Annotated in this window: 19 protein-coding genes and 1 pseudogene; 7 read left to right on the forward strand and 13 right to left on the reverse strand. The window is 69.3% G+C overall.

Features of this window, described 5'->3' with window-relative positions:
- Positions 1-35: 35 nt before the first annotated feature.
- A complete protein-coding gene (locus tag ACI6GS_RS17880; RefSeq protein ID WP_439814818.1) occupies positions 36-614 on the forward strand; it encodes a hypothetical protein in 579 nt (192 codons plus the stop codon).
- Here ACI6GS_RS17880 and crcB read toward each other — a convergent pair.
- From crcB to ACI6GS_RS17900, 4 genes are all read right to left on the reverse strand, one after another.
- On the reverse strand, positions 536-928 hold the full coding sequence (gene crcB / locus ACI6GS_RS17885; RefSeq protein WP_439814819.1) for a fluoride efflux transporter CrcB: 393 nt from the start codon (positions 926-928) through the stop codon (positions 536-538). The genes ACI6GS_RS17880 and crcB overlap by 79 nt on opposite strands.
- 107 nt (positions 929-1,035) lie before the next feature.
- Complete coding sequence (locus tag ACI6GS_RS17890; RefSeq protein WP_439814820.1) at positions 1,036-1,533, reverse strand: hypothetical protein; 498 nt, start codon at positions 1,531-1,533, stop codon at positions 1,036-1,038.
- 161 nt (positions 1,534-1,694) lie between these two features.
- Positions 1,695-2,966, reverse strand: coding sequence for a TetR/AcrR family transcriptional regulator (locus ACI6GS_RS17895; protein ID WP_439814821.1), 1,272 nt, complete (start codon positions 2,964-2,966; stop codon positions 1,695-1,697).
- Between the two features lie 100 nt (positions 2,967-3,066).
- Positions 3,067-4,629, reverse strand: coding sequence for a GMC family oxidoreductase (locus ACI6GS_RS17900; protein ID WP_439814822.1), 1,563 nt, complete (start codon positions 4,627-4,629; stop codon positions 3,067-3,069).
- A gap of 125 nt (positions 4,630-4,754) precedes the next feature.
- Between ACI6GS_RS17900 and ACI6GS_RS17905 the strand changes: the two genes are divergently transcribed.
- The 4 genes from ACI6GS_RS17905 to ACI6GS_RS17920 all read left to right on the forward strand — a co-directional run bounded on the left by ACI6GS_RS17905 (position 4,755) and on the right by ACI6GS_RS17920 (position 8,838).
- Entirely contained in the window at positions 4,755-5,561 is an 807-nt protein-coding gene (locus ACI6GS_RS17905) for a metallophosphoesterase family protein (RefSeq protein ID WP_439814823.1), read from the forward strand.
- Positions 5,562-5,741: 180 nt separating this feature from the next.
- Positions 5,742-6,746, forward strand: coding sequence for an NADP-dependent oxidoreductase (locus ACI6GS_RS17910; RefSeq protein ID WP_439814824.1), 1,005 nt, complete (start codon positions 5,742-5,744; stop codon positions 6,744-6,746).
- Positions 6,746-7,789 (forward strand): NADP-dependent oxidoreductase, encoded by a 1,044-nt coding sequence (locus tag ACI6GS_RS17915; RefSeq protein ID WP_439814825.1) that lies wholly within the window; start codon positions 6,746-6,748, stop codon positions 7,787-7,789. The genes ACI6GS_RS17910 and ACI6GS_RS17915 overlap by 1 nt, the downstream gene beginning before the upstream one ends.
- A 41-nt stretch (positions 7,790-7,830) precedes the next feature.
- Positions 7,831-8,838 carry an NADP-dependent oxidoreductase gene (locus tag ACI6GS_RS17920; RefSeq protein ID WP_439814826.1) on the forward strand — a complete coding sequence of 336 codons (1,008 nt, stop codon included), beginning with the start codon at positions 7,831-7,833 and terminating at the stop codon, positions 8,836-8,838.
- 338 nt (positions 8,839-9,176) lie between these two features.
- Here ACI6GS_RS17920 and ACI6GS_RS17925 read toward each other — a convergent pair whose 3' ends face one another.
- From ACI6GS_RS17925 to ACI6GS_RS17955, 7 genes and pseudogenes are all read right to left on the reverse strand, one after another.
- On the reverse strand, positions 9,177-9,710 hold the full coding sequence (locus ACI6GS_RS17925; RefSeq protein WP_439817988.1) for a cold-shock protein: 534 nt from the start codon (positions 9,708-9,710) through the stop codon (positions 9,177-9,179).
- A gap of 51 nt (positions 9,711-9,761) precedes the next feature.
- Positions 9,762-10,037: pseudogene (locus ACI6GS_RS17930) on the reverse strand (cold-shock protein); the annotation flags it as partial.
- A gap of 478 nt (positions 10,038-10,515) precedes the next feature.
- On the reverse strand, positions 10,516-12,303 hold the full coding sequence (locus ACI6GS_RS17935) for a methyl-accepting chemotaxis protein (RefSeq protein WP_439814827.1): 1,788 nt from the start codon (positions 12,301-12,303) through the stop codon (positions 10,516-10,518).
- Between the two features lie 210 nt (positions 12,304-12,513).
- The gene (locus tag ACI6GS_RS17940; protein WP_439814828.1) at positions 12,514-14,301 is read right to left on the reverse strand and encodes a methyl-accepting chemotaxis protein; all 1,788 of its coding nucleotides are present in this window, start codon (positions 14,299-14,301) and stop codon (positions 12,514-12,516) included.
- A gap of 147 nt (positions 14,302-14,448) precedes the next feature.
- Entirely contained in the window at positions 14,449-15,309 is an 861-nt protein-coding gene (gene pssA / locus ACI6GS_RS17945; RefSeq protein WP_439814829.1) for a CDP-diacylglycerol--serine O-phosphatidyltransferase, read from the reverse strand.
- Complete coding sequence (locus ACI6GS_RS17950) at positions 15,309-16,013, reverse strand: phosphatidylserine decarboxylase (protein WP_439814830.1); 705 nt, start codon at positions 16,011-16,013, stop codon at positions 15,309-15,311. The genes pssA and ACI6GS_RS17950 overlap by 1 nt, the downstream gene beginning before the upstream one ends.
- A 151-nt stretch (positions 16,014-16,164) precedes the next feature.
- Positions 16,165-18,000 carry an ABCB family ABC transporter ATP-binding protein/permease gene (locus tag ACI6GS_RS17955; RefSeq protein ID WP_439814831.1) on the reverse strand — a complete coding sequence of 612 codons (1,836 nt, stop codon included), beginning with the start codon at positions 17,998-18,000 and terminating at the stop codon, positions 16,165-16,167.
- Positions 18,001-18,305: 305 nt separating this feature from the next.
- Between ACI6GS_RS17955 and ACI6GS_RS17960 the strand changes: the two genes are divergently transcribed.
- Positions 18,306-18,968 carry a hypothetical protein gene (locus tag ACI6GS_RS17960; protein ID WP_439814832.1) on the forward strand — a complete coding sequence of 221 codons (663 nt, stop codon included), beginning with the start codon at positions 18,306-18,308 and terminating at the stop codon, positions 18,966-18,968.
- A gap of 4 nt (positions 18,969-18,972) precedes the next feature.
- On the opposite strand, the gene ACI6GS_RS17965 is transcribed toward ACI6GS_RS17960, so the two are convergent.
- Positions 18,973-22,665: an ABC transporter ATP-binding protein gene (locus ACI6GS_RS17965; protein ID WP_439814833.1), complete on the reverse strand. Its 3,693-nt coding sequence runs from the start codon at positions 22,663-22,665 to the stop codon at positions 18,973-18,975.
- The gene (locus tag ACI6GS_RS17970; RefSeq protein ID WP_439814834.1) at positions 22,638-23,078 is read right to left on the reverse strand and encodes a c-type cytochrome; all 441 of its coding nucleotides are present in this window, start codon (positions 23,076-23,078) and stop codon (positions 22,638-22,640) included. The genes ACI6GS_RS17965 and ACI6GS_RS17970 overlap by 28 nt, the downstream gene beginning before the upstream one ends.
- 153 nt (positions 23,079-23,231) lie before the next feature.
- Between ACI6GS_RS17970 and ACI6GS_RS17975 the strand changes: the two genes are divergently transcribed.
- Positions 23,232-23,813: a TIGR00730 family Rossman fold protein gene (locus tag ACI6GS_RS17975; protein ID WP_439814835.1), complete on the forward strand. Its 582-nt coding sequence runs from the start codon at positions 23,232-23,234 to the stop codon at positions 23,811-23,813.
- The last annotated feature ends 7 nt before the right edge of the window (positions 23,814-23,820 follow it).

Below are 23,820 nucleotides of genomic sequence, written 5' to 3' on the forward strand. Positions count from 1 at the left end.
TCCTGGGCCAGGGCGGCAGGCCGCATGGACACGACATGACGCAACGGATCATCGAGGACGGCAACCGACTGCTGTGCGAGGCGCGGTCCAGCCTGGGCGTACGCCTGTTCGCCGCCGTGATCGGCCTCTCCATGTTCATGATCCCGGTCCCCTACGTGATCCACGCGCCCTGGGGTGAGGTGTCGCTGACCATCCTGCTGGCCGTCGCGTGCATCGTGGCCCCCACGGCGTTCGGCCTCTTCGTGCTGTTCATCGCTGTCACCGGCCGCACCTGGGTGGAGATCGACGGCAACCTGCGGCAGGTGCGCAGCGGCTGGCATGGCCTGTTCGGGACGTGGCTGTCGGCCGTTCCCTTCACGGCCGTCGAATCGGTCGAGGTGGTGCGCCGGACCTCGTCCGAAGATCCCGACTGGTTCCAGGTCGCCTTGCGCGTCGCCGGACGCCGCCGTCCGGTCAGCCTGGGCGTGTTCTCCAGCGCGGGCGAGGCCGAACCCTGGCGCCGCCGCATCGCGGCCCTGGTCGGCTCCCAGGCCGATCAGGACGCGGCGATTCGGGCCACGGCCAGTCCCAGCCCCACGCCCACCAGCGAGAGCCCGACCGAGGCACCGACATAGAGGGCGGCCAGGCCCGTTTCGCCGCGCTGCCACAGCAATGCCGCGTCGAGGGAAAAGGCGGAAAAGGTGGTGAAGCCACCCAGCACGCCCGTCGTCAGGAACAGGCGCAAGTCCTGGCTCGCCGCCTCGCCGCGAAAGGCGAACCATCCGGCCAGCAGCCCCATGCTGAAGCAGCCGACAACGTTCACGAGCAGTGTCGAGGCGGGAAAGCCAGTGCCGAACACGAGCGGCACAAGGCGGTTCATGAAGTGCCGCAGCATGCCCCCCAGGCCCGATCCCAGGAAGACCAGCCCGGCGGCGGCCAGGTCGCGCATGCCGCGCCTCCATCGCAGGGACGCGGAAACGCGCCGTTGCGATCCCTATAGGGCCGCGCCGCGCCGAGGTCGACCGGGTTCGCGAACCCGGTCGCCCCTTGTCGGGTTCAGCTCCCCGGCGGACGCTGCGGGGCGGCGTCGCAGATCAGCTCGCCATATTGCGTACGCAGGTTCGCCTTTCGGCAGGCCTCGCTCGGCCCCACGAAATTGCCGTTTGCGTCCCATTGGGTCGCGGTGCGCACGGTGCGGTTGACGTGTGCATCCTCGCAACGCTGGGCGCCCTCGGAGCCGGGTAGTTCACCGCTATAGTTGCAGATGATGACCGACAGCCAGCGCTCCGGCGGCGAGGACAGCAGGCGGGCGCGGAACGGCTCGTCGATATGGCCCCACCACGACGATGCGCGATCATTGCCGCGCAGGGCCTCGCGCACTTGCGCGTCTGTATAGATCTGCTTCTGGTCCAGCTGGCGGAAGGCGGCGATCGCCTCCTGTCCCCCGGTCCGCTCTCTTTCCTCCGCCTGGGCTTGATCCGCTGCAGCCACCAGCCCCAGACCCAGATTGCCGGCGACCAGCAGTGCCGCCAGGCTCCAACGCCACGTCCTCACGATCCTCACCTCACGAAAGTCTGTTCAGCCATGGTCGCCGGTTCCGGCTCGACCGCTTTTCCGAACAGTGTAAGGCGAAGCTTGCGCCCCCGCAAACCCAATACTCAAAAATATGCCAAGGGCCGCGACAGGCTGGCCTTCCCAAGGAACCCGGTCACCAATTATTCGGCGGCGACCTCGCGGAACAGGCCCAGCAGGAACAGCCTGGCATAGCGGGAATAGGCCTCGGCCGGGGCCAGTTCCGGCACCAGCGCGTGCAGGTCCGGGGCCGAGTGGATGATCCCCAACAGCATCTCGGCCGCGATCGACGGATCCACCGGGCGGATCGACCCGTCGACGATGCCGTCGCTGATGATCGCCGCGAAGCGATCGGCGACACGCAGCCATTCGCCCACCAGGCCGGTGCGCATGCACTGGGGCAGTCCGCTGATCGACGACATCTTCAGCAGGGGCCCATGTTCGGACCGGTCATAGCGGATCAGCGCCTCGGTCGCGGAACACAGCCGGCTCCACCCGTCGGGGCACGATGCGGTCGCGGCGTTCTGGCTGCGCCGGAAGACCGACAGCGTGCGGCGGAAGCACTCCACCACCACGTCGTCCTTCGCCTCATGGTGGTGGTAGAAGGCGCCCTTGGTGGCGTTGGCCCGGGCCGCGATCTTGTCGACCGAGGCGCCGTGATAGCCGTGCTCGTTGATGACCGCCGTCGCCGCCTCGAAGAAGGCATCGCGCGCCGGTTCGCCCGCCACGGGCTTCAGCGCCGCCAGGTCCAGCGGCCGGCCCACCTCGATGCTGCGCCCGGGTGCGGCCAGGCCGCCGGCCAGGATGTCGTCGGCCCAGCGTCCCGCCCGCTCCGTATCCTCCGGGTCATAGCGGTAGAGCCAGGCAATCGCCCACAGCGCCTGGCTCAGCAGGATGAAGCCGCGCACGCCGCCGCGCCGCCTGCGCCCGGTCGGCGCCGGGTCGGCGTCCAGGAACAGGGCCTGCATGCTGCGGAACAGGTCGACCACGCCCTTGAAGATCAGGTCGGCATGCGGGCTGCCCATGACCCGCGAATGTTCCAGCATCGCCATGTCGGGCCGCGCGCCCATCATGATCTGGCGGCGCGCCGACACGAACAGGTCCCAGAAGCGCGTGGCCCTGTCCCGCCGGGTCGGCTCCTGCGCCGCCTGCTCGGCCATGCCGCGCAGTTCCTCCAGCGTGCGGGTGAAGCATGCCGCCGCCAAGTCCTCCTTGCGCTTGAAGTAGTAGCTGATGCCGGTGGGCAGCAGGCCGACGCGGGCTGCGACCGCGGCCAGCGTCATGCCGCGCACGCCTTCGCGGTTCAGCAGGTCGATGGCGGCATCGATCAGTTCCTCGCGCTTGCGCTGGAAGCGCCGCGTCGAGGGCGTGATGGCCGTCGATTCGGGAGGGGGGCTGAGAGTCGTGGTGCTCATCGGTCTCGCCAGGGAATGGATGGCAAGGTGCGATACTTCAGGCATCGCTGGCAATCATTGAGACAGCTCAGCCAGGCAGAATGCGTGATCGCACTCCGCATCAGGGCGCCAGCAGGCGCTTCAGGCGCGGCACCATGTGCTCCGCCGTCATCACGGTCGTCAGGTGGGTGTTGGCACGCACCACCGTGGGCATGACGGACGCGTCGATCACGAACAGCGCGTCCATGCCATGCACGCGGCAATCGGTATCCACCACGGCCAGCGGCCCACCCGCAGGCCCCATCGCGCACGAGGCACTGGCATGCTGGGTGTCACCCACATTGGCCAGCAGCCAGTCGTCCAGCACCTGGTCGTCCTGGTCCGTCATCAGGTCCAGACCGGGCGCCACGGCCTGGCCCACCGCGGCCAGGGCTGGATGCCGGGCCACGGCGATCAGGCGGCGCAGACCATCACGCGCGCGGACCACGTCGGACTCATGGTCCAGCATGTTGGCCTCGATCACCGGCTCGACCAGCGGGTCGGCAGCGGCCAGGCGGATCTCGCCGCGCGAATGGCACTCGTTCAGGATCAGGCCGATCAGCCCAAAGGGCGGGACGCCGTCCTCCGTCGCCAGGTGACGGCCAATCGAATCGCCCAGCCGGTTCATCGCGACCAGCATGGCATCGCCCGGCCCTGCCCCGGCCAGGCCAGAGGCATAGCGCACGCAGCAGTTGGTGTGGCGGAAGCCGGGCGGGGGCACGTGCTCCGGCTTCAGCAAAACCATGAAGGCGGCCAGGGGATGGTCCTGGAAGCCCTGCCCCACCGGCAGGTCATGCACGACCGGAATGCCCAGGCCCGCCAGCTGCGTCGCCGGGCCGATGCCGGACCGCAGCAGGATGGCCGGGGAATGCACGGCGCCAGCCGACAGGATGACATGGGCGGCACGCACCTCGCGCCCGTCGGCCAGGCGCACGCCGACCGCCCGCCGTCCCTCAAGCAGCACCCGGTCGACCCGGGCACCGCCCAGCACGGTCAGGTTGTTGCGACCCCGCGCCGGCTCCAGGTAGGCATCGTTGGTGGAGACACGCGCGCCGTCCCGGTTGTTGATGGCATAGGTCGACAGGCCCAGCGCGCCGGGCGCGTTGTGGTCCGGCGCCCAGGGATAACCCAGGTCCAGCGCCGCCTCACCCAGCGCCAGGTCGACCGGCCCCCATTGCGAGAAGGGCGCGCGATAGACCGGGATCGGGCCGGAATCGCCGTGATACTCCGCATCGCCATAGCGCAGGTCGGTCTCAAGCCGCTTCAGCGCGGGCAGCACGTCGGCAAAGGCCCAGCCCGGGCAGCCCGCCGCCGCCCAGTCGTCATGGCACTGCGCCATCGCCCGGATGGCGATCTGGCCGTTGATCGCGGAACTGCCGCCAACGCCGCGCCCGCGCCAGTACAGCCGCGGCTCCTGCGCCCGTGTCCGCCGGGCCAGCAGCGCGTCCCAGCGGTACTGGGCGAAATCGGGATCCATGATGATGCTGCTGGGATTGGCCAGGCGCATCGCCGCCGGTGTCTCGGCGCTGCGATAGTCGGGGCCTGCCTCCACCAGGGCGACCTGGATGCCCGCTTCCTCGCTCAACCGGCCGGCCAGGGTGGCACCGGCGGAGCCGGCCCCCACGATCACGCAGTCATAGATCACGGCACGCTCCCCGCCTCTCCGGCTTCCCCGCGACCATCGAAGCAAGCGGGGCGGCCGGGGGCAAGCCGGCGGGAGAAGGCCAGGCCGTGACGCGATCGTCATCCAGGCGGCCTATGATGTCGGGCATGACCTATCGCATCGCCCAGATCTCGGACACCCACCTCAGCCGGCACAAGCCCTTTTTCGTCGCCAATTTCCAGGCGATCGGCGCAGGGCTGCGGGCCGACCCACCGGATCTTGTCCTCAATTCCGGCGACATCTCGCTCGATGGCGAGAACCGGCCGGAGGATCTGGCGGCGGCAGCCAGCCTGCACGACGCGCTGGGACTGCCCTTGCGCTTCATTCCGGGCAATCACGACCTGGGCGACGATGCAGCCGATACCGTGTCGGAGGAGCGGCGCGAGCGCTACCGGGCCCGGTTCGGGGCGGATTTCTGGGCGTTCGACGTGCCTGGCTGGCGCGTCATCGGGCTGAATGCGCTGCTTCTGGGGAGCACGCTACCGGCCCGTGAGGAACAGGAGGCCTTCCTGGGCCAGGCCCTGGAGGAGGCTGGCGCCCGTGCGGTCCCCCTATTCCTACACAAGCCGCTGTTCGATGCCGACCCGGCCGAGACGGCGGAAGGCGGGCGCTTCGTCAATCCCGCGCCGCGCCGCCGCCTGCTGTCGCTGCTGGGTGCGCGGCCGCCGGCACTCGTCGCCTGCGGCCATGTCCACCAGTTTCGCACGACAGAAGCCGATGGAGTCCGCCATGTCTGGGCGCCGTCGACCGCGTTCACGATTCCCGACGAGCGTCAGCCGCGCTATGGCCTGAAGGCGGTCGGCCATGTGCTGCACGCGCTGCATGCCGATGGCACCAGCAGCAGCCACTTCGTCGCCAGCCCGGGCACGACCGAGCACAGCATCGCCGATTTCCCCGAAGCCTACGACCACTGAGCCGATCCTGCCCATAAGTCCTGGCGCCCGCGGACGGGCGGGCATTGCACACGATGCAAAATACTAGCAGGATTGTTCAGAATTCACGCGGGCGCCCCAGGCCCCGCTGATGCCTGCCTGAATGACGGCGTGTATGACGGTGCCGGGCCGCAAGAGCCCGGACACGGGAGGGGACGAGACATGGCGCGGACGAACCGCCGCTGGCTGCTGGCCGAACGACCCACCGGCATGGTCGGTCCTGAACATTTCCGCTTTGACCAGGTGCCGGTCGAAAGCCCGGGGCCGGGCCAGGTGCTGGTCCGCTCGCTCTGGCTGTCGCTCGATCCCGCCAACCGCGCCTGGCTGGCGCCGACACCGACCTACAAGAGCGCCGTTCAGCCGGACGAGGTGATGCACGGCTTTGCCCTGGGCCGGGTGGAGGAATCGGGCGATCCACGCCTGGCCCCCGGCGACATCGTCAGCGGCATGCTGGGCTGGCAGGACTATGCCACCCTGCCCGTGGCCGAGGTGCACAAGGAGCCGGCCGGCCGCGACCCGCGCCACGCCATGGGCGTCCTGGGCGTCACCGGCCTGACCGCGTATTTCGGCCTGCTGGAGGTCGGCCAGCCTAAGGTGGGCGAGACGGTCGTCGTCTCGGCCGCCGGCGGCGCCGTGGGCTCGATCGTGGGCCAGCTGGCCAAGCTTGCTGGGTGCCGCGTCGTTGGCCTGGCCGGCGGGCCCGAGAAGTGTCGCTGGCTGGAGCAGGAGCTGGGCTTCGATGTGGCGATCGACTATCGCGCTGGCAACCTGCGCCGCGCGATGAAGGCCGCCTGCCCCGACGGCATCGACGTCTATTTCGACAATGTCGGCGGCGACATCCTGGCCACCGCCCTGTTCCTGATGAACGAGCGCGGGCGCATCGTCGCCTGTGGCAACCTCTCCCAGTACAATGCCGAGCGGCCGGCGCCAGGCCCGATGGGCGTGCCGGGCCTTGTCGTCGTGAAGCGCCTGCGGATCGAGGGCTTCATCGTCACCGACTATTACGACCGCCGCGCGGCGGCCGAGGCGGCACTGACCCGCCTGCTGGCCAGCGGCCAGCTCAAGGCGGTCGAGGATGTGGTGGAGGGTCTGGAGAAGGCCCCCGCCACGCTGGTCGAACTCTTCCAGGGCCGCAACCGCGGCAAGCTTCTGATCAAGGTAGCCTGATGACCAAGCCCAATGACGTGAACCGCCAGTTCCGCCTGAAGTCGCGCCCCCATGGCCTGATCAAGACAAGCGATTTCGACCTGGTGACCGAGCCGGTGCCGGTCGCGGGGCCGGGCCAGGTGGTGGTGCGCACCCTCTACCTGTCGCTGGACCCGACCAACCGCATCTGGATGAGCGACGTCGACCAGTACATGCCGCCCGTCGCGATTGGCGAGGTCATGCGCGGCGGCGGCATCGCCCAGGTCGTCGAATCGAACCACGAGGCGTTCCGCGTGGGCGACCTGGTCCAGGGCCTGACCAACTGGCAGGACTATGCCGTATTCAATGGCGCCCAGCCGACCTTCAGCAAGCTGCCCGCGGGCCTGCCCGTGCCGCTGCCCACCCTCATGGGTGCCCTCGGCATGACCGGCGTGACCGCCTATTTCGGCCTGCTGGAATGCGGCCAGCCCAAGGCGGGGGAGACGGTCGTGATCTCCGCCGCGGCCGGGGCCGTGGGCTCGGTCGTGGGCCAGATCGCCAAGATCAAGGGCTGCCGCGCCGTGGGCCTGGCCGGCTCTGACGAGAAGTGCCGCTGGGTGGTCGACGAACTCGGCTTCGATGCCTGCATCAACTACAAGGCCGCCGACTGGAAGCAGCAGCTCCTGGCCGCCTGCCCCAATGGCATCGACGTCGATTTCGAGAATGTCGGCGGCGAGATCATGGACTTCGTCCTGGCCAACATGAACCTGGGCGGGCGCGTCGCCCTGTGCGGCATGATCTCGGGCTACAACCAGATCCAGGGCCGGGAGCAGGGGCCGACGCTGCGCGGCAACTTCGAGTCGATCCTCATGAAGCGCCTGAACGTGCGCGGCTTCATCGTGACCGACTTCTTCCCCCGCATGGGTGAGGCGGCAGGCCAGTTGGGCCAATGGCTTGCGACCGGAAAGCTCAAGAGCCGCGAGACCATCGTGGACGGGCTGGAGAGCGCGCCGACAGCCGTCAACCGCCTGTTCGAGGGCAGCAACATCGGCAAGCTGGTGGTCAAGGTCGCCGATCCGGCCTGACCTGCGCCAACCTCACCCAAGACATCAACAGGAGGACCCGGATGAGCAATGTGAATCGCCAGATCGTGCTGGCCGCCCGCCCCGAGGGCATGCCGACCGCCAGCAATTTCCGCCTGGAAGAGGCCCCCGTCCCCGACCTGGGGGAGAACGACGTCCTGGTGCAGAACCTGTACATGTCGGTCGACCCCTACATGCGGGGCCGCATGGTCGATCGCGCCTCCTATGTGCCGCCGTTCCAGATCGGCGAGGCGTTGACCGGGGGTGCGATCGGTCGCGTCGCCAAGTCGCGCAATCCGAAGTTCAAGGAAGGCGACATCGTCGGCTCCATGCTGGGCTGGCGCGAATGGGCCCATGTGCCGGGCGGCGAAGGGCTGGCCAAGCATGACCCCAACCTGGCGCCGATCTCGACCTATCTGGGCGTGCTCGGCATGCCCGGCATGACCGCCTGGGCCGGACTGATGAACATCGGCAAGCCCAAGGCGGGCGAGACCGTCTTCGTCTCCGCTGCCTCCGGCGCCGTGGGCTCGGTCGTCGGCCAGATTGCCAAGCTCAAGGGCTGCCGTGTCATCGGCAGCGTGGGCTCAAAGGACAAGCTGGACCACGTCGTCAATGACCTCGGCTTCGACGCCGCGTTCAATTACAAGGACGAGGATCCGAACGCGGCCCTGGCCCGCCTGGCGCCCAAGGGTGTCGACATCTATTTCGAGAATGTCGGCGGCAGCCACCTGACGGCCGCCCTCAACGCGATGAACCCGTTCGGCCGCATCGCCCTGTGCGGCATGATCGAGCAGTACAACGCGACCACGGCGCCCGCCGGCCCCAGCAACCTGATCAACATGATCCCGAAGCGGATCACGATGACCGGCTTCATCGTCAGCGACCATTTCGACCAGATGGGTGCCTTCCTGGCCGAAGTCGGTCCCTGGGTGAAGGAGGGCAAGCTGAAGTACACCGAGACTGTGCACGACGGCATCGCCAACGCGCCCGCTGCGTTCCTCGGCCTGTTCTCGGGCGAGAACAAGGGCAAGATGCTGGTCAAGCTGGCCTGACCACCCGCGCCCTGCCCCGCCCTGGCGTGTCGACAGTGCCGGGGCGGGGTGGACTTCGTCAGTCGTTGCGGGACCTTTTCATCGCTCATCCCCGCGACGGCGGGGATGAGCGGAACTTCCCGGTATCGGCAATGTGGCCTTGGTCGGGCCGCACAAGCGGGCCCCCAAAACGAGTGCGGGGCCGGACAGTGCCGGCCCCGCGTCTTGTGAGATCCCGGCCGAGGCGGGGATCGTCCCAGGCCCGGTCAAGGCTTGACCGGGTCGTCTACCAGGCGCCCCCGAAAGGACTGCCTGATCCCAACCGATCCAGCGACCGGACCCGGGGCTTCAGCCCTGGATCAGGCCGGCGCGACCCAGGTCGCCTCGCGACCCTTCGCCGCCATCTGGACCGTCATCTTCACGCGCTGTTCCGCTTCCAGCGAGAACAGGCCGCACCGACGCAGCACGCTCTTGTGGACGAACACGTCCTTGCCGCCGTCGTCGGCCACGATGAAGCCGAAGCCGCTGTCCGGCTTGAACCACTTCACGGTGCCGCTGATGGTCTCGCCCTGGGGAGCTGCCGCGGCGCCGCTGTCGAAGCCGCCGCCACCGCTGCGGTCGCCATAGCCGCCACCGCCGCCGCTGCGGTCGCCGAACCGGCCACCACCGCCGCCACCGCCGCCGCCATAGCGGCTGCCGCCGCCACCGCCGCCACCATAGCCGCCGCCACGGTCGCCGTAGCCGCCGCCACGGTCGCCATAGCCACCACCGCGATCGCCATAGCCGCCGCCACGGTCGCCATAGCCACCGCCCCGCTCACCAAAGCCACCGCGCGACGGGGCAGCACTGACGGCGCCCGGCGCAATTCCTTCCACATGGACCAGTCGCGTCACCTGCGGGCCACGGGGCCCTTCGACGATGTCACAGGTGAGTTCGGAGCCTTCCGGCAAGTCGGAGTAGCCAGCGGAGTTCAGAACCGAGATGTGAAGAAACGCATCCGGTGTGCCATCAGTCGGCGCGACAAATCCGAAACCCTTGACGCTATTGAACCACTTAACCTTTGCTTTGACGTTGTTCGGCACTTTAGAACCCCGGTGACGGGCCCGCTTGCATGTTCGGCCCGAATTGATAGTCCACCCTACCCAGGTCGTCGGACAGTTCCGCAGTCCTGGATCGACATACCCCAGCCCTTGCTCGATTGATGGACTTTGGTACGTCATGAGCGTATTCGCATGCGCGGTTCCGATCAACCGGGATTCTCGTGCGAATGATATTTCGTGGGCGGTGATATTGGGCGCCCGTTCAATTGTCACAGCGCTTGTCGCCCCGCGCAGTATTGCCTGAAAGTTGGGCACCTTGGACGAATCCAAGGTTTTTCAATCAGATGGCTGGACTTCTGAAGTCGTCGTCTTGATGGGACTGCGGCGGCGACTGTGACCGGTCGGCGCCGCCGGCTTTGCCCTGGCCAAACGTCCGGGTCCCTGGCGGCCTTGAGGCGCGCCGCAGCGCCGGAACAGGGATCCGGGGTTGTCCCGCGCGATGCCTGGCCGCCGACCGGTTGCACGGCCGGCCGGCATGCCGCCCCATCGTACACCGCGCAGCGGCGGGGTGCGCCGCATGAAAAAAGGGCGGCGGCAACCCGTGGCTGCCGCCGCCCCGATGTTACCGGCCCCGCTGAGGCCGGGCAGGTTCAGCCCATCAGGCCGCGTGGCGGACCGTAGCCAGGAAGGTGTCGACGCCAGTCCGCAGGCGCGTGGCCTGGACGGAAAGGTCGGACGCCGTGCTGAGCACGTTGCCGGAGGCACCGCCGGTCACGGTCGCCGCATCGCTGACTTCCGAAATGCCGCCGGTCACGTCTTCCGTGCCGCGCGCGGCCTGCTCGACATTGCGGGCGATCTCGCTGGTTGCGGCGATCTGCTGCTCGACGGCTCCCGCGATGCCGCTGGACACCTCGCTCATCTCCCGGATCGAGCCGCTGATGCGCACGATCGCCTCAACCGCCGCCCGGGTGGAGGACTGGATACCCTCGATCTGGCTCGCGATCTCCTCCGTCGCCTTGCCGGTCTGGTTGGCCAGCGCCTTGACCTCGCTCGCCACGACGGCAAAGCCCTTGCCCGCCTCGCCCGCGCGCGCCGCCTCGATCGTGGCGTTCAGCGCCAGCAGGTTGGTCTGCCCGGCAATGCCCTGGATCAGCTTGACCACGTCGCCGATGCGGCCGGCCGCCTCTTCCAGGGCCTTCATCGCCTCGGCCGTGTGGCTGGCCTCGTCGACAGCGCGGTTGGACAGGTTGGCCGACTGGTCGACCTGGCGCCCGATCTCCTTGGAGGACGAAGCCAGTTCCTCGGTGGCGCTGGCGACCGTCTGGACATTGGCGGCGGCCTGGCCGGCGGCAGCGGCGACACGCGTCGCCTGCACCGTCGTCTGCTCCGCGCTGGAGGCCAGCGACTGGGCATTGGCCTGCAGTTCGGTCGCGGCGGCGCCAACGGTCGCCATGATCTCGCTGATCTCGGCCTCGAACCGGCTGATCGCGGCCGACACTTCGCGGCCCCGGGCGGCGTCGGCCTCGCTGCGGCGCAGCGCCTCCTCGGCCTGGATCCGCTCGGCCTCGCGCTGGGCCGCCTCGGCCTCCTCATGCTGGCGGCGGGCCTCCTCCTGCGCGGCGCGGGCAGCCTCGGCCTCCTGAGTCATGCGGGCATTCTCGACCGCCGCCTGCTTGAAGACCTCCAGCGCGCGGGCCAGCGCGCCGACCTCGTCCTTGCGCTCGGTGCCCGTCACCTCGATCGACTGGTCACCACCCGCCAGGCGGCCCATCAGGCCGGTGATGGCGACGACCGGCTTGGACACGCCGGCCACCAGGGCCCAGCCGATCAGCAGCAGCATGCCGGCGACACCGGCCAGCGCGACCAGGATCGCCGTCTTGGCCGAGTTGTAGACCTGGCTGCCCTCCTGGACCGCAGCGCTGCCGCCGTCGACATTGTAGGTCGACAGGGCGTTGAACGCGTCCCGCACCCCGTTGAAGGTGGTACGCATGTCGTCCTGGTAGAAGCGCGTGCCGTCCTCGATCTTGCCCTGGTCCATCAGGGCTACGAGCTGGTCGTCCGCCGCCAGGTACTTCGCCCATTCGGCCATCGCCGTGTCGAACAGGACCTGTTCCTCAGGCGAGGCGATGAGGGTCATGTACTTCTCGGCCGCGGCCTTCTGTTCGGCGCGGACCTCGACCATGCGGTCCTTCGCCGCCTTGGCCATGTCGTCGTCCAGCGCCATGACCAGGCGCGCCTCGGTCGTGCGCAGGCGCTCGTTGGCGAGAGAGATCTCGGCCACGGAGGCGACCGACGGCAGCCAGTTGGTGCCGACGACGGTGGCTCCGTCATTGACCTTCGACAGGCTCTGGATCGAGAACACGCCCAGGCCGACCGTTACGACGAGGAGAACGGCGAAGCCGAGGGTAACCTTCCCCAGCATGCTCAGATTGCGCAGAAAATTCATGGACGTACCCCCAGGGCTGCCGGCATCTGCTGGCCGGCGCGTGCAAGCCGATGAATGGCAAGCTTGGCGGGGATTGGTTTCCCGGTGCTTAAGAGCTCCGGGTACTGCAGGATTTTTGTAAACAGCGTTTTCGGCAAGTTCGCTGAAAAGTCGGGGGCGCGATCCCGTTCGGAATCGCGCCCCCGGATTGCGCCGCCAGAACCGCCTGCCTCAGGCGGCGGACTTCACCGTTGCCAGGAAGCGGTCGACACCCGTGCGCAGGCGGCTGGCCTGGGCCGACAGGTCGGCCGCGGTCTGCAGCACGCTGCCCGATGCGCCGCCCGTAATCGCCGCGGCATCGCTGACGCCACTGATGCCGCCGGTCACGTCTTCCGTGCCGCGCGCGGCCTGCTCCACGTTGCGGGCAATCTCGCTGGTCGCGGCGATCTGTTCCTCGACCGCACCGGCAATGCCGCCCGACACCTCGCTCATCTCGCGAATCGAGCTGCTGATCCGGGTGATCGCCTCGGCCGCGGCGCGGGTGGAGGACTGGATGCCCTCGATCTGGCCCGAGATTTCCTCCGTCGCCTTGCCCGTCTGGTTGGCCAGCGCCTTGACCTCGCTCGCCACGACGGCGAAGCCCTTGCCCGCCTCGCCCGCGCGCGCCGCCTCGATCGTCGCATTCAGCGCCAGCAGGTTGGTCTGCCCGGCAATGCCCTGGATCAGCTTGACCACGTCGCCGATGCGGCCGGCCGCCTCCTCCAGGGCCTTCATCGCCTCGGCCGTGTGGCTGGCCTCGTCGACAGCGCGGCTCGACAGGTTGGCCGACTGGTCGACCTGGCGCCCGATCTCCTTGGAGGACGAGGCCAGTTCCTCGGTCGCCGCCGCCACGGTCTGGACGTTGCTGGCGGCCTGCACCGCCGCGGCCGCAACACGCGTCGCCTGGTTGGTCGTCTGCTCCGCGCTGGAGGCAAGCGATTCGGCATTGGCCTGCAACTCGGTCGCGGCAGCGCTCACGCTGGCCATGACCTCGCCGATCTCCGTCTCGAACTGGGCGATGGCCTGGGCGATCTCGCGGCCGCGGGCGGCCTCCGCCTCGCTGCGGCGCAACGCCTCGTCCGCCTGCCGGCGCTCGGCCTCGCGCTGGGCTGCCTCGGTCTGCTCGCGCTGGCGGCGGGCCTCCTCCTGGGTGGCGCGCGCCTCCTCCGCCTCGCGGCTCATGCGGGTGTTCTCGATCGACGCCTGCTTGAACACGTCCAGGGCACGGGCCAGCGCGCCGACCTCGTCCTTGCGCTCCGCGCCGACGACGACGATGGTCTGGTCGCCCCCGGCGAGGCGTCCCATCAGTGCGGCCAGTGCGTTGATCGGCTTCGAGACCCCGGCCACCAGGGCCCAGCCGATCAGCAGCAGGACCACGCCCATGGCCCCGATCGCCACGAAGATCGCGGCGCGGGACTCGGCATAAACCTGGTCGCCCCGGGCTGCCGCCTGGTCGGCGCCGCGCTGGTTGAACTCGATCAGGGCGTTGAGCGCGTCGCCGACGACGTCCTGGGCGACCTTCATCTCCTGCTGGAAGAAGCGCACCGCCTCGGACTGCTGGCCTGCGTCCAGCATGGCCATCAGCTGCACCTCGGTCGCGGCATAGGCCTGCCAGGCGTCGTTGAACTTCACCAGCAGGGCGCGTTCCTCCGCCCCACCGACCATCGAATCGTAGGTGTCGACATAGCCCTTCAGCTCGCCCTTCACCTCGGCCAGACGGTTGATGGCCTTCTGCTTCAGGGCGGGATCGGCCGACATGACGACCCGGGCCTCGATGACGCGGACACTTTCAGTGGTATTCGACACGTGGCCCAACGCCACGATCGAGGGCAGCCAGTTATCGCGGACATCGGCCGCTTCGGCGTTCACCTTCATCAGGCTCTGCACGGCGAACAGGCCGAGGCCGGCCACCGCCAGGAACAGGACGGCAAAGGCGAGGCCCAGCTTTCCCGACAATTTGAGGTTGCGCAGAATACTCATTTGGCATCATCCTCCGCCGAGGGAAACGGGGAGATCCGTTTCAGGTCGATGCCGACTATTCCGACGCTCTGCTTAACGCCGGTTAAACATACGTAGGCTGATCAAGCGCCAGCCATGCGGTCCAGGAATACCGCGGGAGCGATGGCGTCAGGATGGGGAAACGGGCGGATCCCCTGCGTCTCCGATGATCGCGGCCCGGGTCTCAGCTCCGCGCTGCCGGTGGCTCGCCAACTGGCGGCGATAGGATGCAATGCTGAGCGGGATGGTCGCCAGATAGGCCAGTAGTGCGAAGGTGTAACTTTCCCACGAATAGGACACGACCACGGCAAAGCCGATCCCCACACCAACCAGGACGGGCAGGACGGCATCACGCGGAATGCGCACCTTCTTGAAGGCGAACGTCGGAATGCGGCTGATCATCAGGAAGGCGACGACGAGCGCCAGGACCGCCACCAGGTGCGGCTGGCGCAGGTCCTCGCCCAGCCAGAAGCTGGTCGCCAGCGGCAGCAGGACCAGTCCCGCGCCCGCCGGCGCGGGCACGCCAGTGAAATACTGGCTGGCCCAGATCGGCCGGTCGGGATCGACCGCCGCCACATTGAAGCGCGCGAGGCGCAGCGCGCCGCAGGTGGCGAAGGCCAGCACGACGATCCAGCCAAGCCCACCCAGCGTCGACAGCGTCCACTGGTACAGGACCAGCATGGGCGCCACGCCGAAGCTGACGAAGTCGGACAGGGAATCGAGTTCGGCGCCGAACCGGCTGGTCCCCTTCAACAGGCGGGCGATGCGGCCGTCCAGGCCGTCGAACAGCATGGCGACCAGCACCGCCGTCACCGCCAGGTCATAGCGCTCCATCATCGCGAAGCGGATCGCGCTCAGGCCCGAGCAGAGGGCCAGCACGGTCAGCATGTTGGGCACGAGCACCCGCAAAGGCAGGTTGGGCAGGGGCCGGCGCGCGCGCCGCCCCTTCAGCGGCCGGCGAAAACGGCTGCGCAGCGTGCCGCGGGCCATCAGCGCACCGCGCCCAGGCGGGGCGGCTCGTCCGCCATCAGGTCGGCCAGGACCGTCTCGCCGGCCACCGCGCGCTGACCTACGGCGACCAGGGGTGACACGCCCGGCGGCAGATAGACGTCGAGCCGGCTGCCGAAGCGGATCAGGCCAAAGCGCTCGCCCGTCTTCAGCACCTGCCCCTCGCCGACCTGGCACAGGATGCGGCGCGCCACCAGGCCCGCGATCTGGACCACGCCGATGGCCCGGCCATCGTCCATGCGCACGGTCATGCCGCTGCGCTCGTTCTCCTCCGACGCCTTGTCCAGGGCGGCATTGACGAAGGTGCCGGGGCGATAGGCGATGCGCTCCACCAGGCCTGCGACCGGCATGCGGTTCACATGCACGTCCAGCACGTTCATGAACACGGTGACGCGGGCCAGCGGCGCATCGCCCAGGCCCAGCTCGACCGGCGGCCGGGCGGGCGCCGTCGCGGTGACGACGCCATCTGCCGGGCTGACGATCAGGCCTGGCCGGATCGGCGTCACCCGCGGTGGATCACGGAAGAAGTAGGCGCACCACGCCGTCAGGATCAGGCCCGGGATCCACAGCGGCTCCCACAGCAGGCCGAGGACGACCGTCACGGCGGCAAAGATCGCGATGTAGCGCCAGCCTTCCCGATGGATCGGGCACAAGGCCGCCCTGATTGTCGCGAACAGGTCACCCATAGACATCGTCCTTCATGCGGTCCGCCATGGCCGCCGCGGCCTCGTGCATCCGAATGCGTTGACGTGGGCGCGGTGCCCCGGAAACACAAGCAGGTTCGGGACAATGTGGCGCCCAGGGCCGGCGGGCAAGGCCTGCCCGCTGGCCCGGCGTTCAGAGGGCGACCTGGACCTCGGCCGCCCGTTCGGAGTCCGGCGCCTCGTTCTGCCTGGCCCACATGTCGGCGTACTGGCCGCCGCTGGCCAGCAATTCCTCATGCGTTCCACGCTCCGCGATGCGGCCATGGTCCAGCACGATGATCTCGTCCGCATCGACCACGGTCGACAGGCGATGGGCGATGACCAGCGTCGTCCGGTTCGCCGAGATCTCCTTCAGGCTCTGCTGGATCTCCTGCTCGGTGCGCGAATCGAGGGCACTCGTCGCCTCGTCCAGCAGCAGGATGGCGGGGTTCTTCAGGATGGTGCGGGCAATCGCCACACGCTGCTTCTCGCCACCCGACAGCTTCAGCCCGCGCTCGCCGACCATCGTCTCGTAGCCGTCGGGCAGGGTCGTGATGAAGTCGTGGATGCGGGCCAAGCGGGCCGCCTGCTCCACTTCTGCATCGGTGGCGCCGGGCCGGCCATAGCGGATGTTGTAGCGCACCGTGTCGTTGAACAGGACCGTGTCCTGCGGCACCACGCCGATGGCCGCGCGCAGGCTGGCCTGGTTCACGTCGCGGATCTCCTGCCCGTCGATCAGCACGCGGCCGGACGAGATGTCGTAGAAGCGGAACAGGATGCGGCTGATCGTCGACTTGCCGGCCCCGGTCGGTCCCACGATGGCCAGCGTGCTTCCCGGCGGCACGACGAACGAGACATGGTCCAGGATGCCGCGCCGGGCGTCATAGGCAAAGCAGACGTTCTCGAACCGCACCTCGCCGCCCGCGATCGCCAGGGGCGGTGCACCCGGCTTGTCCGCCACCTCCGCCGGCACGTCGCGCAGGGCGAACATCGCCTCCATGTCGATCAGGGCCTGGCGGATTTCGCGATAGACCATGCCGAGCATGTTGAGCGGCTGGTAGAGCTGGATCAGCAGGCCGTTGACCAGCACGAAGGTGCCGACCGTCATGGTCCCCGCGATGACCCCTTGCGCCGCCATCAGCATCAGGATGGCCAGGCCGATCGCCATGATCACCTGCTGGCCCACATTGAGGTACGAGAGCGTGGTCTGGTTCTTGACGGCCGCCCGCTCGTAGCCCGCCAGGGCGACGTCATAGCGTCGCGACTCGTGGCCCTCGTTTCCGAAGTACTTCACCGTCTCGTAGTTCAGCAGGCTGTCGACGGCCTTTGTATTGGCCTGCTCGTCCTGGCGGTTCATCTCCTGCCGGACGCGGATGCGCCATTCGGTGATCCAGAAGGTGAAGACGATGTAGACGGCGATGGTGACCAGCGTCACCACGCTGAACAGGATGCCGCAGGTCCAGGCCAGGATGACCGACACGACCACGATCTCGAAGATCGACGGCACGATGTTGAACACCATGAAGCGCAGCAGGAAGTCGATGCCCTTGACGCCGCGTTCGATCACCCGGCTCAGTCCGCCGGTGCGCCGCTCCAGGTGGAAGCGCAGCGACAGCCGGTGCAGGTGGTCAAAGGTCTCCAGCGCCAGGCGCCGCGTCGCCCGCTGCCCCACCGCGGCAAAGATCGCGTCGCGCAGTTCGGCAAAGCCCTGCGCGCCGACCCGGGCCACGCCATAGCCGACGATCATGAAGATCGGCACCGCCGCCATGGCCGAGATCGACAGCACGTCGACCGCCGCCTTGTAGAAGAACGGCACGGTGATCATGGCCAGCTTGGCGATCACCAGGAACACCGTGGCGATCACCACGCGCAGGCGAAGGGCCGGCTCCCCCTTCGGCCAGAGATAGGGCCAAAACTGGACCAGCGTGCTCCAGTCCTTGCGCGAAGCGCCGCGACGGCGATCGAAACCGGGAATGGTCTGGGAACTCATGACGCCACCGGCTCCACCTTGCTGCCTGGGAGAATGCGCTGCCGAACCCACGCTAGCCCTGGGTGCGCCGCACGGGGAGATAGGTCGCGCGCAATGCCACCCGCACCCGCCGAAAGGCTAGGTCCGCACGGTCCCGCGCGGAGCTGTGACATCGGCCATAGTGTCGCAGCCTGGGTCGGCCTAGAGTGCCGGGAAACAGAATCACAATAAGACCCGGGAGAGCAAAAATGCCCACGCGATCTCCACTGGCAGGGGCGCTGAGGCGTCCCTGGTTGCTTGGCCTTTTGTTGGTGACAACACCCCTGGTGGCCCAGACACAGACGATCGCGTCGCTGGTCGCCAATGCCGTGATGGCGGTGCGCTCCGGCAATGCCCGGGCGCTGGGCGAAGGTGATCCGATCTTTCCGGGCGACCGGGTCGTGACCGGCCCGCGCGGCGCCGTCATCGTCGCCTCCGCCGACGGCACGCGCCTCGGCATGGGGGGCAAGGGCACGCTCGAGGTCTATGCCGACCTGGCCATGGGCACCGCCGCCCTGGGCGCCGGGACCGAGCAGGCCCCCTTCTCCCTGCTGGACGGCAATTTCCGCATCGTGATCGGTGCCCAGCCGGTCAGCATCATGGCAGGCGGCAGCCGCTTCACGCTGACCCGTCCGACGGCCGACGGCCAGGGCCAGCGCGCCTATATCGTCCTGACGCCGGCCTGCGTCACGTTCATCGCCGGCACCGCGCCGCTGACCGTGACCGATGCGGCCGGCACCGCGACCGAGATCCCGGCCGGGTCCGCCGTCTGCCTGGGTGTCTCGCCCATGCCCATGGCGCCGATGACCGAGGCCCAGCGGGGCGTGGCGCGCGAACTGGACCGCGAGCTGGTGCACCGTCCCGACGATTCGGGCTTCCCCTATGGCGGAATGGGCACCGGCGGCAGCGGCCACGGCCACGACAGCCACAGTTCGAGCAGCAGCGACTGACGCCTCAGGCGGCGGCGGGCCGCGTGTCGGAAGCGCGCCACAGCGCGGCGTAGCGGCCGTCGGCATCGAGCAGGGCGTCGTGGCTGCCCTGCTCGACGATGCGGCCGCGATCCAGGACCAGGATGCGGTCGGCATGGCGCGCCGTCTGCAGCCGGTGCGCGATCAGCACCGTGGTGCGGCCACGCGCCGCCCGCCGCATGCCCTGCGTCACCAGGGCCTCGCTGGCCAGGTCCAGGTTGGCTGTCGCCTCGTCCAGCAGCAGGATCGCCGGATCGACCAGTTCGGCCCGCGCCAGGCAGAGCAGCTGCCGCTGCCCGGCCGAAAGGCTGCGCCCGCGCTCCCCCAGGACATGGTCGTAGCCGTCGGCCTGGCGCTGGATGAAGTCGTGCGCGCCCACCGCCCGCGCCGCGCGCTCGACCAGGTCGCGGCCCGCCTCGGGCCGGCCATAGGTGATGTTCTCGGCGATGCTTGCGGCGAACAGGAATGGCTCCTGCGGCACCATCCCCAGCTGGCGCCGATAGGCCGACAGGTCCAGGTCCCGCAGGTCGTGACCGTCGACAACCACCCGGCCCGCCACCGGATCGTGGAACCGGGCCAGCAGCTTGACGATGGTGGACTTCCCCGCCCCCGTCTCGCCGACCAGCGCGACCGTCTCGCCCGGCGCGATCGCCAGGTCGAACTCCTCCAGGGCCAGGCTTTCCGGCCGTGCGGGATAGGCGAAGGACACCCGCTCGAAGCGGACGGCGCCGCTCAGGCGGCCGGGATCGACGGGATGCGCCGGCGCCGCGGCGGCGATCGGCTCGGCCATCAGGTCGGCCAGCCTGCGGCGTGACACGCGCGCCTGCTGCCAGTCGTCCAGGACCTGGGACAGCTGCGCGATGGGCGAGAAGAAGAAGCCCAGATACAGGAGGAAGGCGATCAGCGTGCCCGGCGTCAGGTCGCCTTGCGCCACCAGCACGGCCCCCAGGCCCAGCGCCAGGGCCGAGCCCAGTTGCCCTACCAGGTCCAGGAACGGAAAGTAGGTGGCGATGAGGACCTGCGCCCGCATCCGCGCATCGACATAGCGCCGCGTCAGAACCCGGAAGTCGTCCTGGCGCTGCTCCTCCTGGACAAAGGCCTGGGCCTCCCGCACCCCGGACAGGCTTTCCTGCAGCGTGGCATTGGCCAGGGCCAGCGTCTCCCGCGCCTCGTCATAGGGGCCTTGCGACAGGCGCCGGAACGCCAGCGTGGCGATCGCGATCGGCACCAGCAGCAGCGCCGTCGCCGCCGCCAACGGGGGAGAGGTCCAGGCCAGCGCCGCCGCAACGCCAAAGATGCTGAGCAGGTTGACCCCGCTCATCAGCAGGCTGCCCTGCAGCAGCGTGCCGATGGCATCGACGTCCGTGGTCATGCGGGTCATGATGCGCCCGGCCATCTCGCGGTCATAGAAGTCGACGCCCAGGCGCAGAAGCCTGGCAAAGACCCGCAGGCGCAGCGTGAACAGCAGGCGCTCGCCGACCTTGCCCCCGACCAGGGTCAAGGCCCAGGCATTGAGCAGCGACAGGGCGACGATCCCGGCGAACAGGCCGGCGGCCTGGAACAGTTCCGCCGCGTCACCGGTCAGCACGCCATGGTCGATGCCATGGCGGCTGAAGGCGGGGCCCGCCAGGCTCAGGCCCATGTCGGCGACGACGAGTGCGACGGCTGCCCCCAGGCCACCGCGAAAGCGCCACAGCAGCCCGGCCAGAGTGAATGGCACCCTGTCGTCCACCACGGCGTCCTCCGCCAAAGGGCGGTCCAGGGCGGGCGGCAGGGCGGCGATCCGGGCGCGCAGGCTGGCCGGCGCGTCCATGGCCCCGACCGCGCCGCGCCGCCTGCGTCCGGCGGGGGCAGCCAGGGGCGGCGCCGGGGCCGGCCGGTCGATCAGGCCGGCGGCCTCCCCCTGCCCGGTCGCGGCTCCGGCCAGCAGCGCCCGGTACAGGGGGCAGCGCGCCTCAAGCTCCTCGTGCGTGCCGCAGTCGACGATGCGTCCCTGGTCCAGCACCGCGATGCGGTCGGCCAGCATCAGGGTCGACCGGCGATGCGCGATCAGCAGGGTCGTCCGGCCCTGCTTGACCCGGCGCAGGGTGGCGTGGATCGCCGCCTCCACGCGCGGATCGACGGCACTTGTCCCATCGTCCAGCACCAGGATGGGCGGGTCGGCCAGCAGGGCGCGGGCCAGGGCGATGCGCTGGCGCTGCCCGCCCGACACGTTCAGGCCGCGCTCCCCCACCGCCGTGTCATAGCCCTGGGGCAGGCCGGCGATGAAGTCGTGCGCTTCCGCCGCGCGGGCCGCTGCCTCGACCTCCGCCGCGGTGGCGTCGGGGCGGGCGAAGGCGATATTGGCGCGCACGCTGTCCGAGAACAGGAAACTGTCCTCGAACGCGATGCCGATCGCCTGGCGCAACGAGGCGAGTGTCACGTCGCGCACGTCGCGGCCGCCGATCGTGACCCGTCCCGCATCGACGTCGTGAAAACGGGCCAGCAGCATCGCCATCGTCGACTTGCCGGAGCCGGAGCGCCCGACCAGGGCCATCGTCTCGCCCGCACGCAGGTCCAGGCTGGCGCCATCGAGAATGGGCGGGGCACCGGGAAAGGCAAAGCGCACATCCTCGAAGCGGATGCCCGCCACCTGGCGCGGCAGGACGGTGGCGCCGGGCCGGTCGACGATCTCCGGCGCGGTGTCCAGCAGGTCCTGGATGCGGTCGAACGCAGCCCTGGCGCGCTCCAGCGCAGACAGCATGCCGGCCAGCATCTGGGCCGGTCCAAGCAACTGCACGAGATAGGTCGAGAACGCCAGGAACGTCCCGATGGTGATCGTGCCCTGCAGCGCCAGCCAGCCGCCCAGCGCCAGCGCGGCGATCTGGCCCAGCGCCGGAATCGCGCGCAGCAGCGGCTGGAAGCGTGCCTGGATCCGCACCGAGCGCATGCGACTGGCATAGAGGTCGCTGGCGATTCCCTCGGCCCGCGCCTGCTCGCGCTCCTCCTGGGCAAAGGCGCGCAGGACGCGGGCGCCGGTCACGGCCTGGTCCACCCCTTGCGCCAGGTCGCCTGCCTTCTGCTGCATGTCCCAGGCCGCGGGGAAGGTCAGCGCGCGCAGCTTCTGCGCAGTCACGAACATCAGCGGCACCAGCACAAGCGTCACCGCCGCCAGCAGCGGCGACAGGACCAGCATCGCCACCAGGGCGCCCACCATCGTCGCGACATTGGCCAGCAACAGCGGGACGAAGGACAGGACGCGGGTGAACATGCCGACGTCGCCATTGGCCCGCGCCACCAGCTGTCCCGTCGCCATCGCCTGGTGGCTGCCCAGGTCCAGGCGCTGCACATGCTCGTGGATCGCGGTCCGCAGGCGGAACGACACGTCGAGCATGACCTTCGACGCCCGGATGCGGCGGAAGCGCGCGACCAGGAACCAGCCCACGGCCAGCGCCACCAGCAAGGCCAGCCACGGCGCCAGGGGGGTGTCCTGCGCCATCACGCCATGGTCCATGATGTGCCGCTCGACCAGCGGCACCGCCGTGCCGAAGCCGGCACCCAACAGCGCCGCGCCGGCCGAGAGGGCGATATCGCGCCGCCCCGGCTTCAGGTGCGGCCACAGCCGCCGCCAGGTCGCCGGGCGCGCCGCCTTGGCCTGGTCGTCGTCGTGCGTCACGGCCTGCGGAAGCTGTCGTGGCATTGCAGGCAGGCCCGCGCGAGTGCGGCATAGGCCGGGCGGATCGCCGCCAAGTCGCCCGCCTCGACCGCCCCAGCCATGCTGGCCGCGGCCTGCTGGAAGGCTGCCATGTCCGCGTCGAAGGTCGCGCGCTCGGTCCAGATCCGGTCCAGGGCGCGGCCCTCGGCATCGGCGCTGCCGGGCGGGAACAGGCCGCCCAGCCGCACGCTGTCGGTGTGCAGCGTGGCGGCACCGCGCGCCACCTCGCCGTCCACCGGCAGCAGGCCATTCGCGACCGAGCCCAGCAGGCGCAGGATCCCGCTCATCTCCTTCATCAGCGCGATCCGCTCGCCCGCCGGACCGGATGCCCCGCACAGCGCCAGCAGGCAGGGGCCAAGCAGCACCAGCCGCAGGATCGACCGCCCGGCATTGCCCATCACCCCATCCACTCCCCTGCCGTCGCGCTGTCCTGCGCCACGCGCGACCGTCATCACGGCGTCAAGCCTGGACGTGATGCTGCGCCACAGCCATATCCATTTGACCTGCCCCGCCGGATCGCCGGCCGGGCCATCCAGTCGAAGAGCAGATCCGTGCCGTTTCCGTCCAGTCTTTGCGTCTATTGCGCCTCCATGCTGCCCAGCGACCCCGCCCCACGCCAGGAGGCGGAGCGGCTGGGCCAGATCCTGGCCAACAACGGCATCCGCCTGGTCTATGGCGGCGGCTCCATCGGCCTCATGGGCGTCACCGCCCGCGCCTGCCTGGAGGCAGGCGGCCGCGTCACCGGCATCATCCCGACCTTCCTGGACGAGCGCGAGGTGGGCCTGGCGGATGCCGAGCTTGAGATCGTCGAGAGCATGCACGTCCGCAAGCGCCGCATGGTCGAGGAATCGGACGGCTTCGTGATCCTGCCCGGCGGCCTGGGCACGCTGGACGAGACGCTGGAGATCATCACCTGGCGCCAGCTCGACCTGCACGACAAGCCCATCGTCCTGGTCAATATCGGCGGCTACTGGGATCCCCTGGTGGCGCTGATCGACAACGTGATCGCCAAGGGCTACGCCAAGGCCAGCGCGCGCGCCCTGTTCACCGTGGTCGCCGGCGTGGACGACATCCTGCCTGCCGTCATCGGCGCACCCGAAGCCAGCGAAAAGGTCGAGGCGGAGCGTCTTTAGGCGGTTT

It is taken from the genome of Zavarzinia sp. CC-PAN008 (genome assembly GCF_051903925.1).
Classification (GTDB): Bacteria; Pseudomonadota; Alphaproteobacteria; order Zavarziniales; family Zavarziniaceae.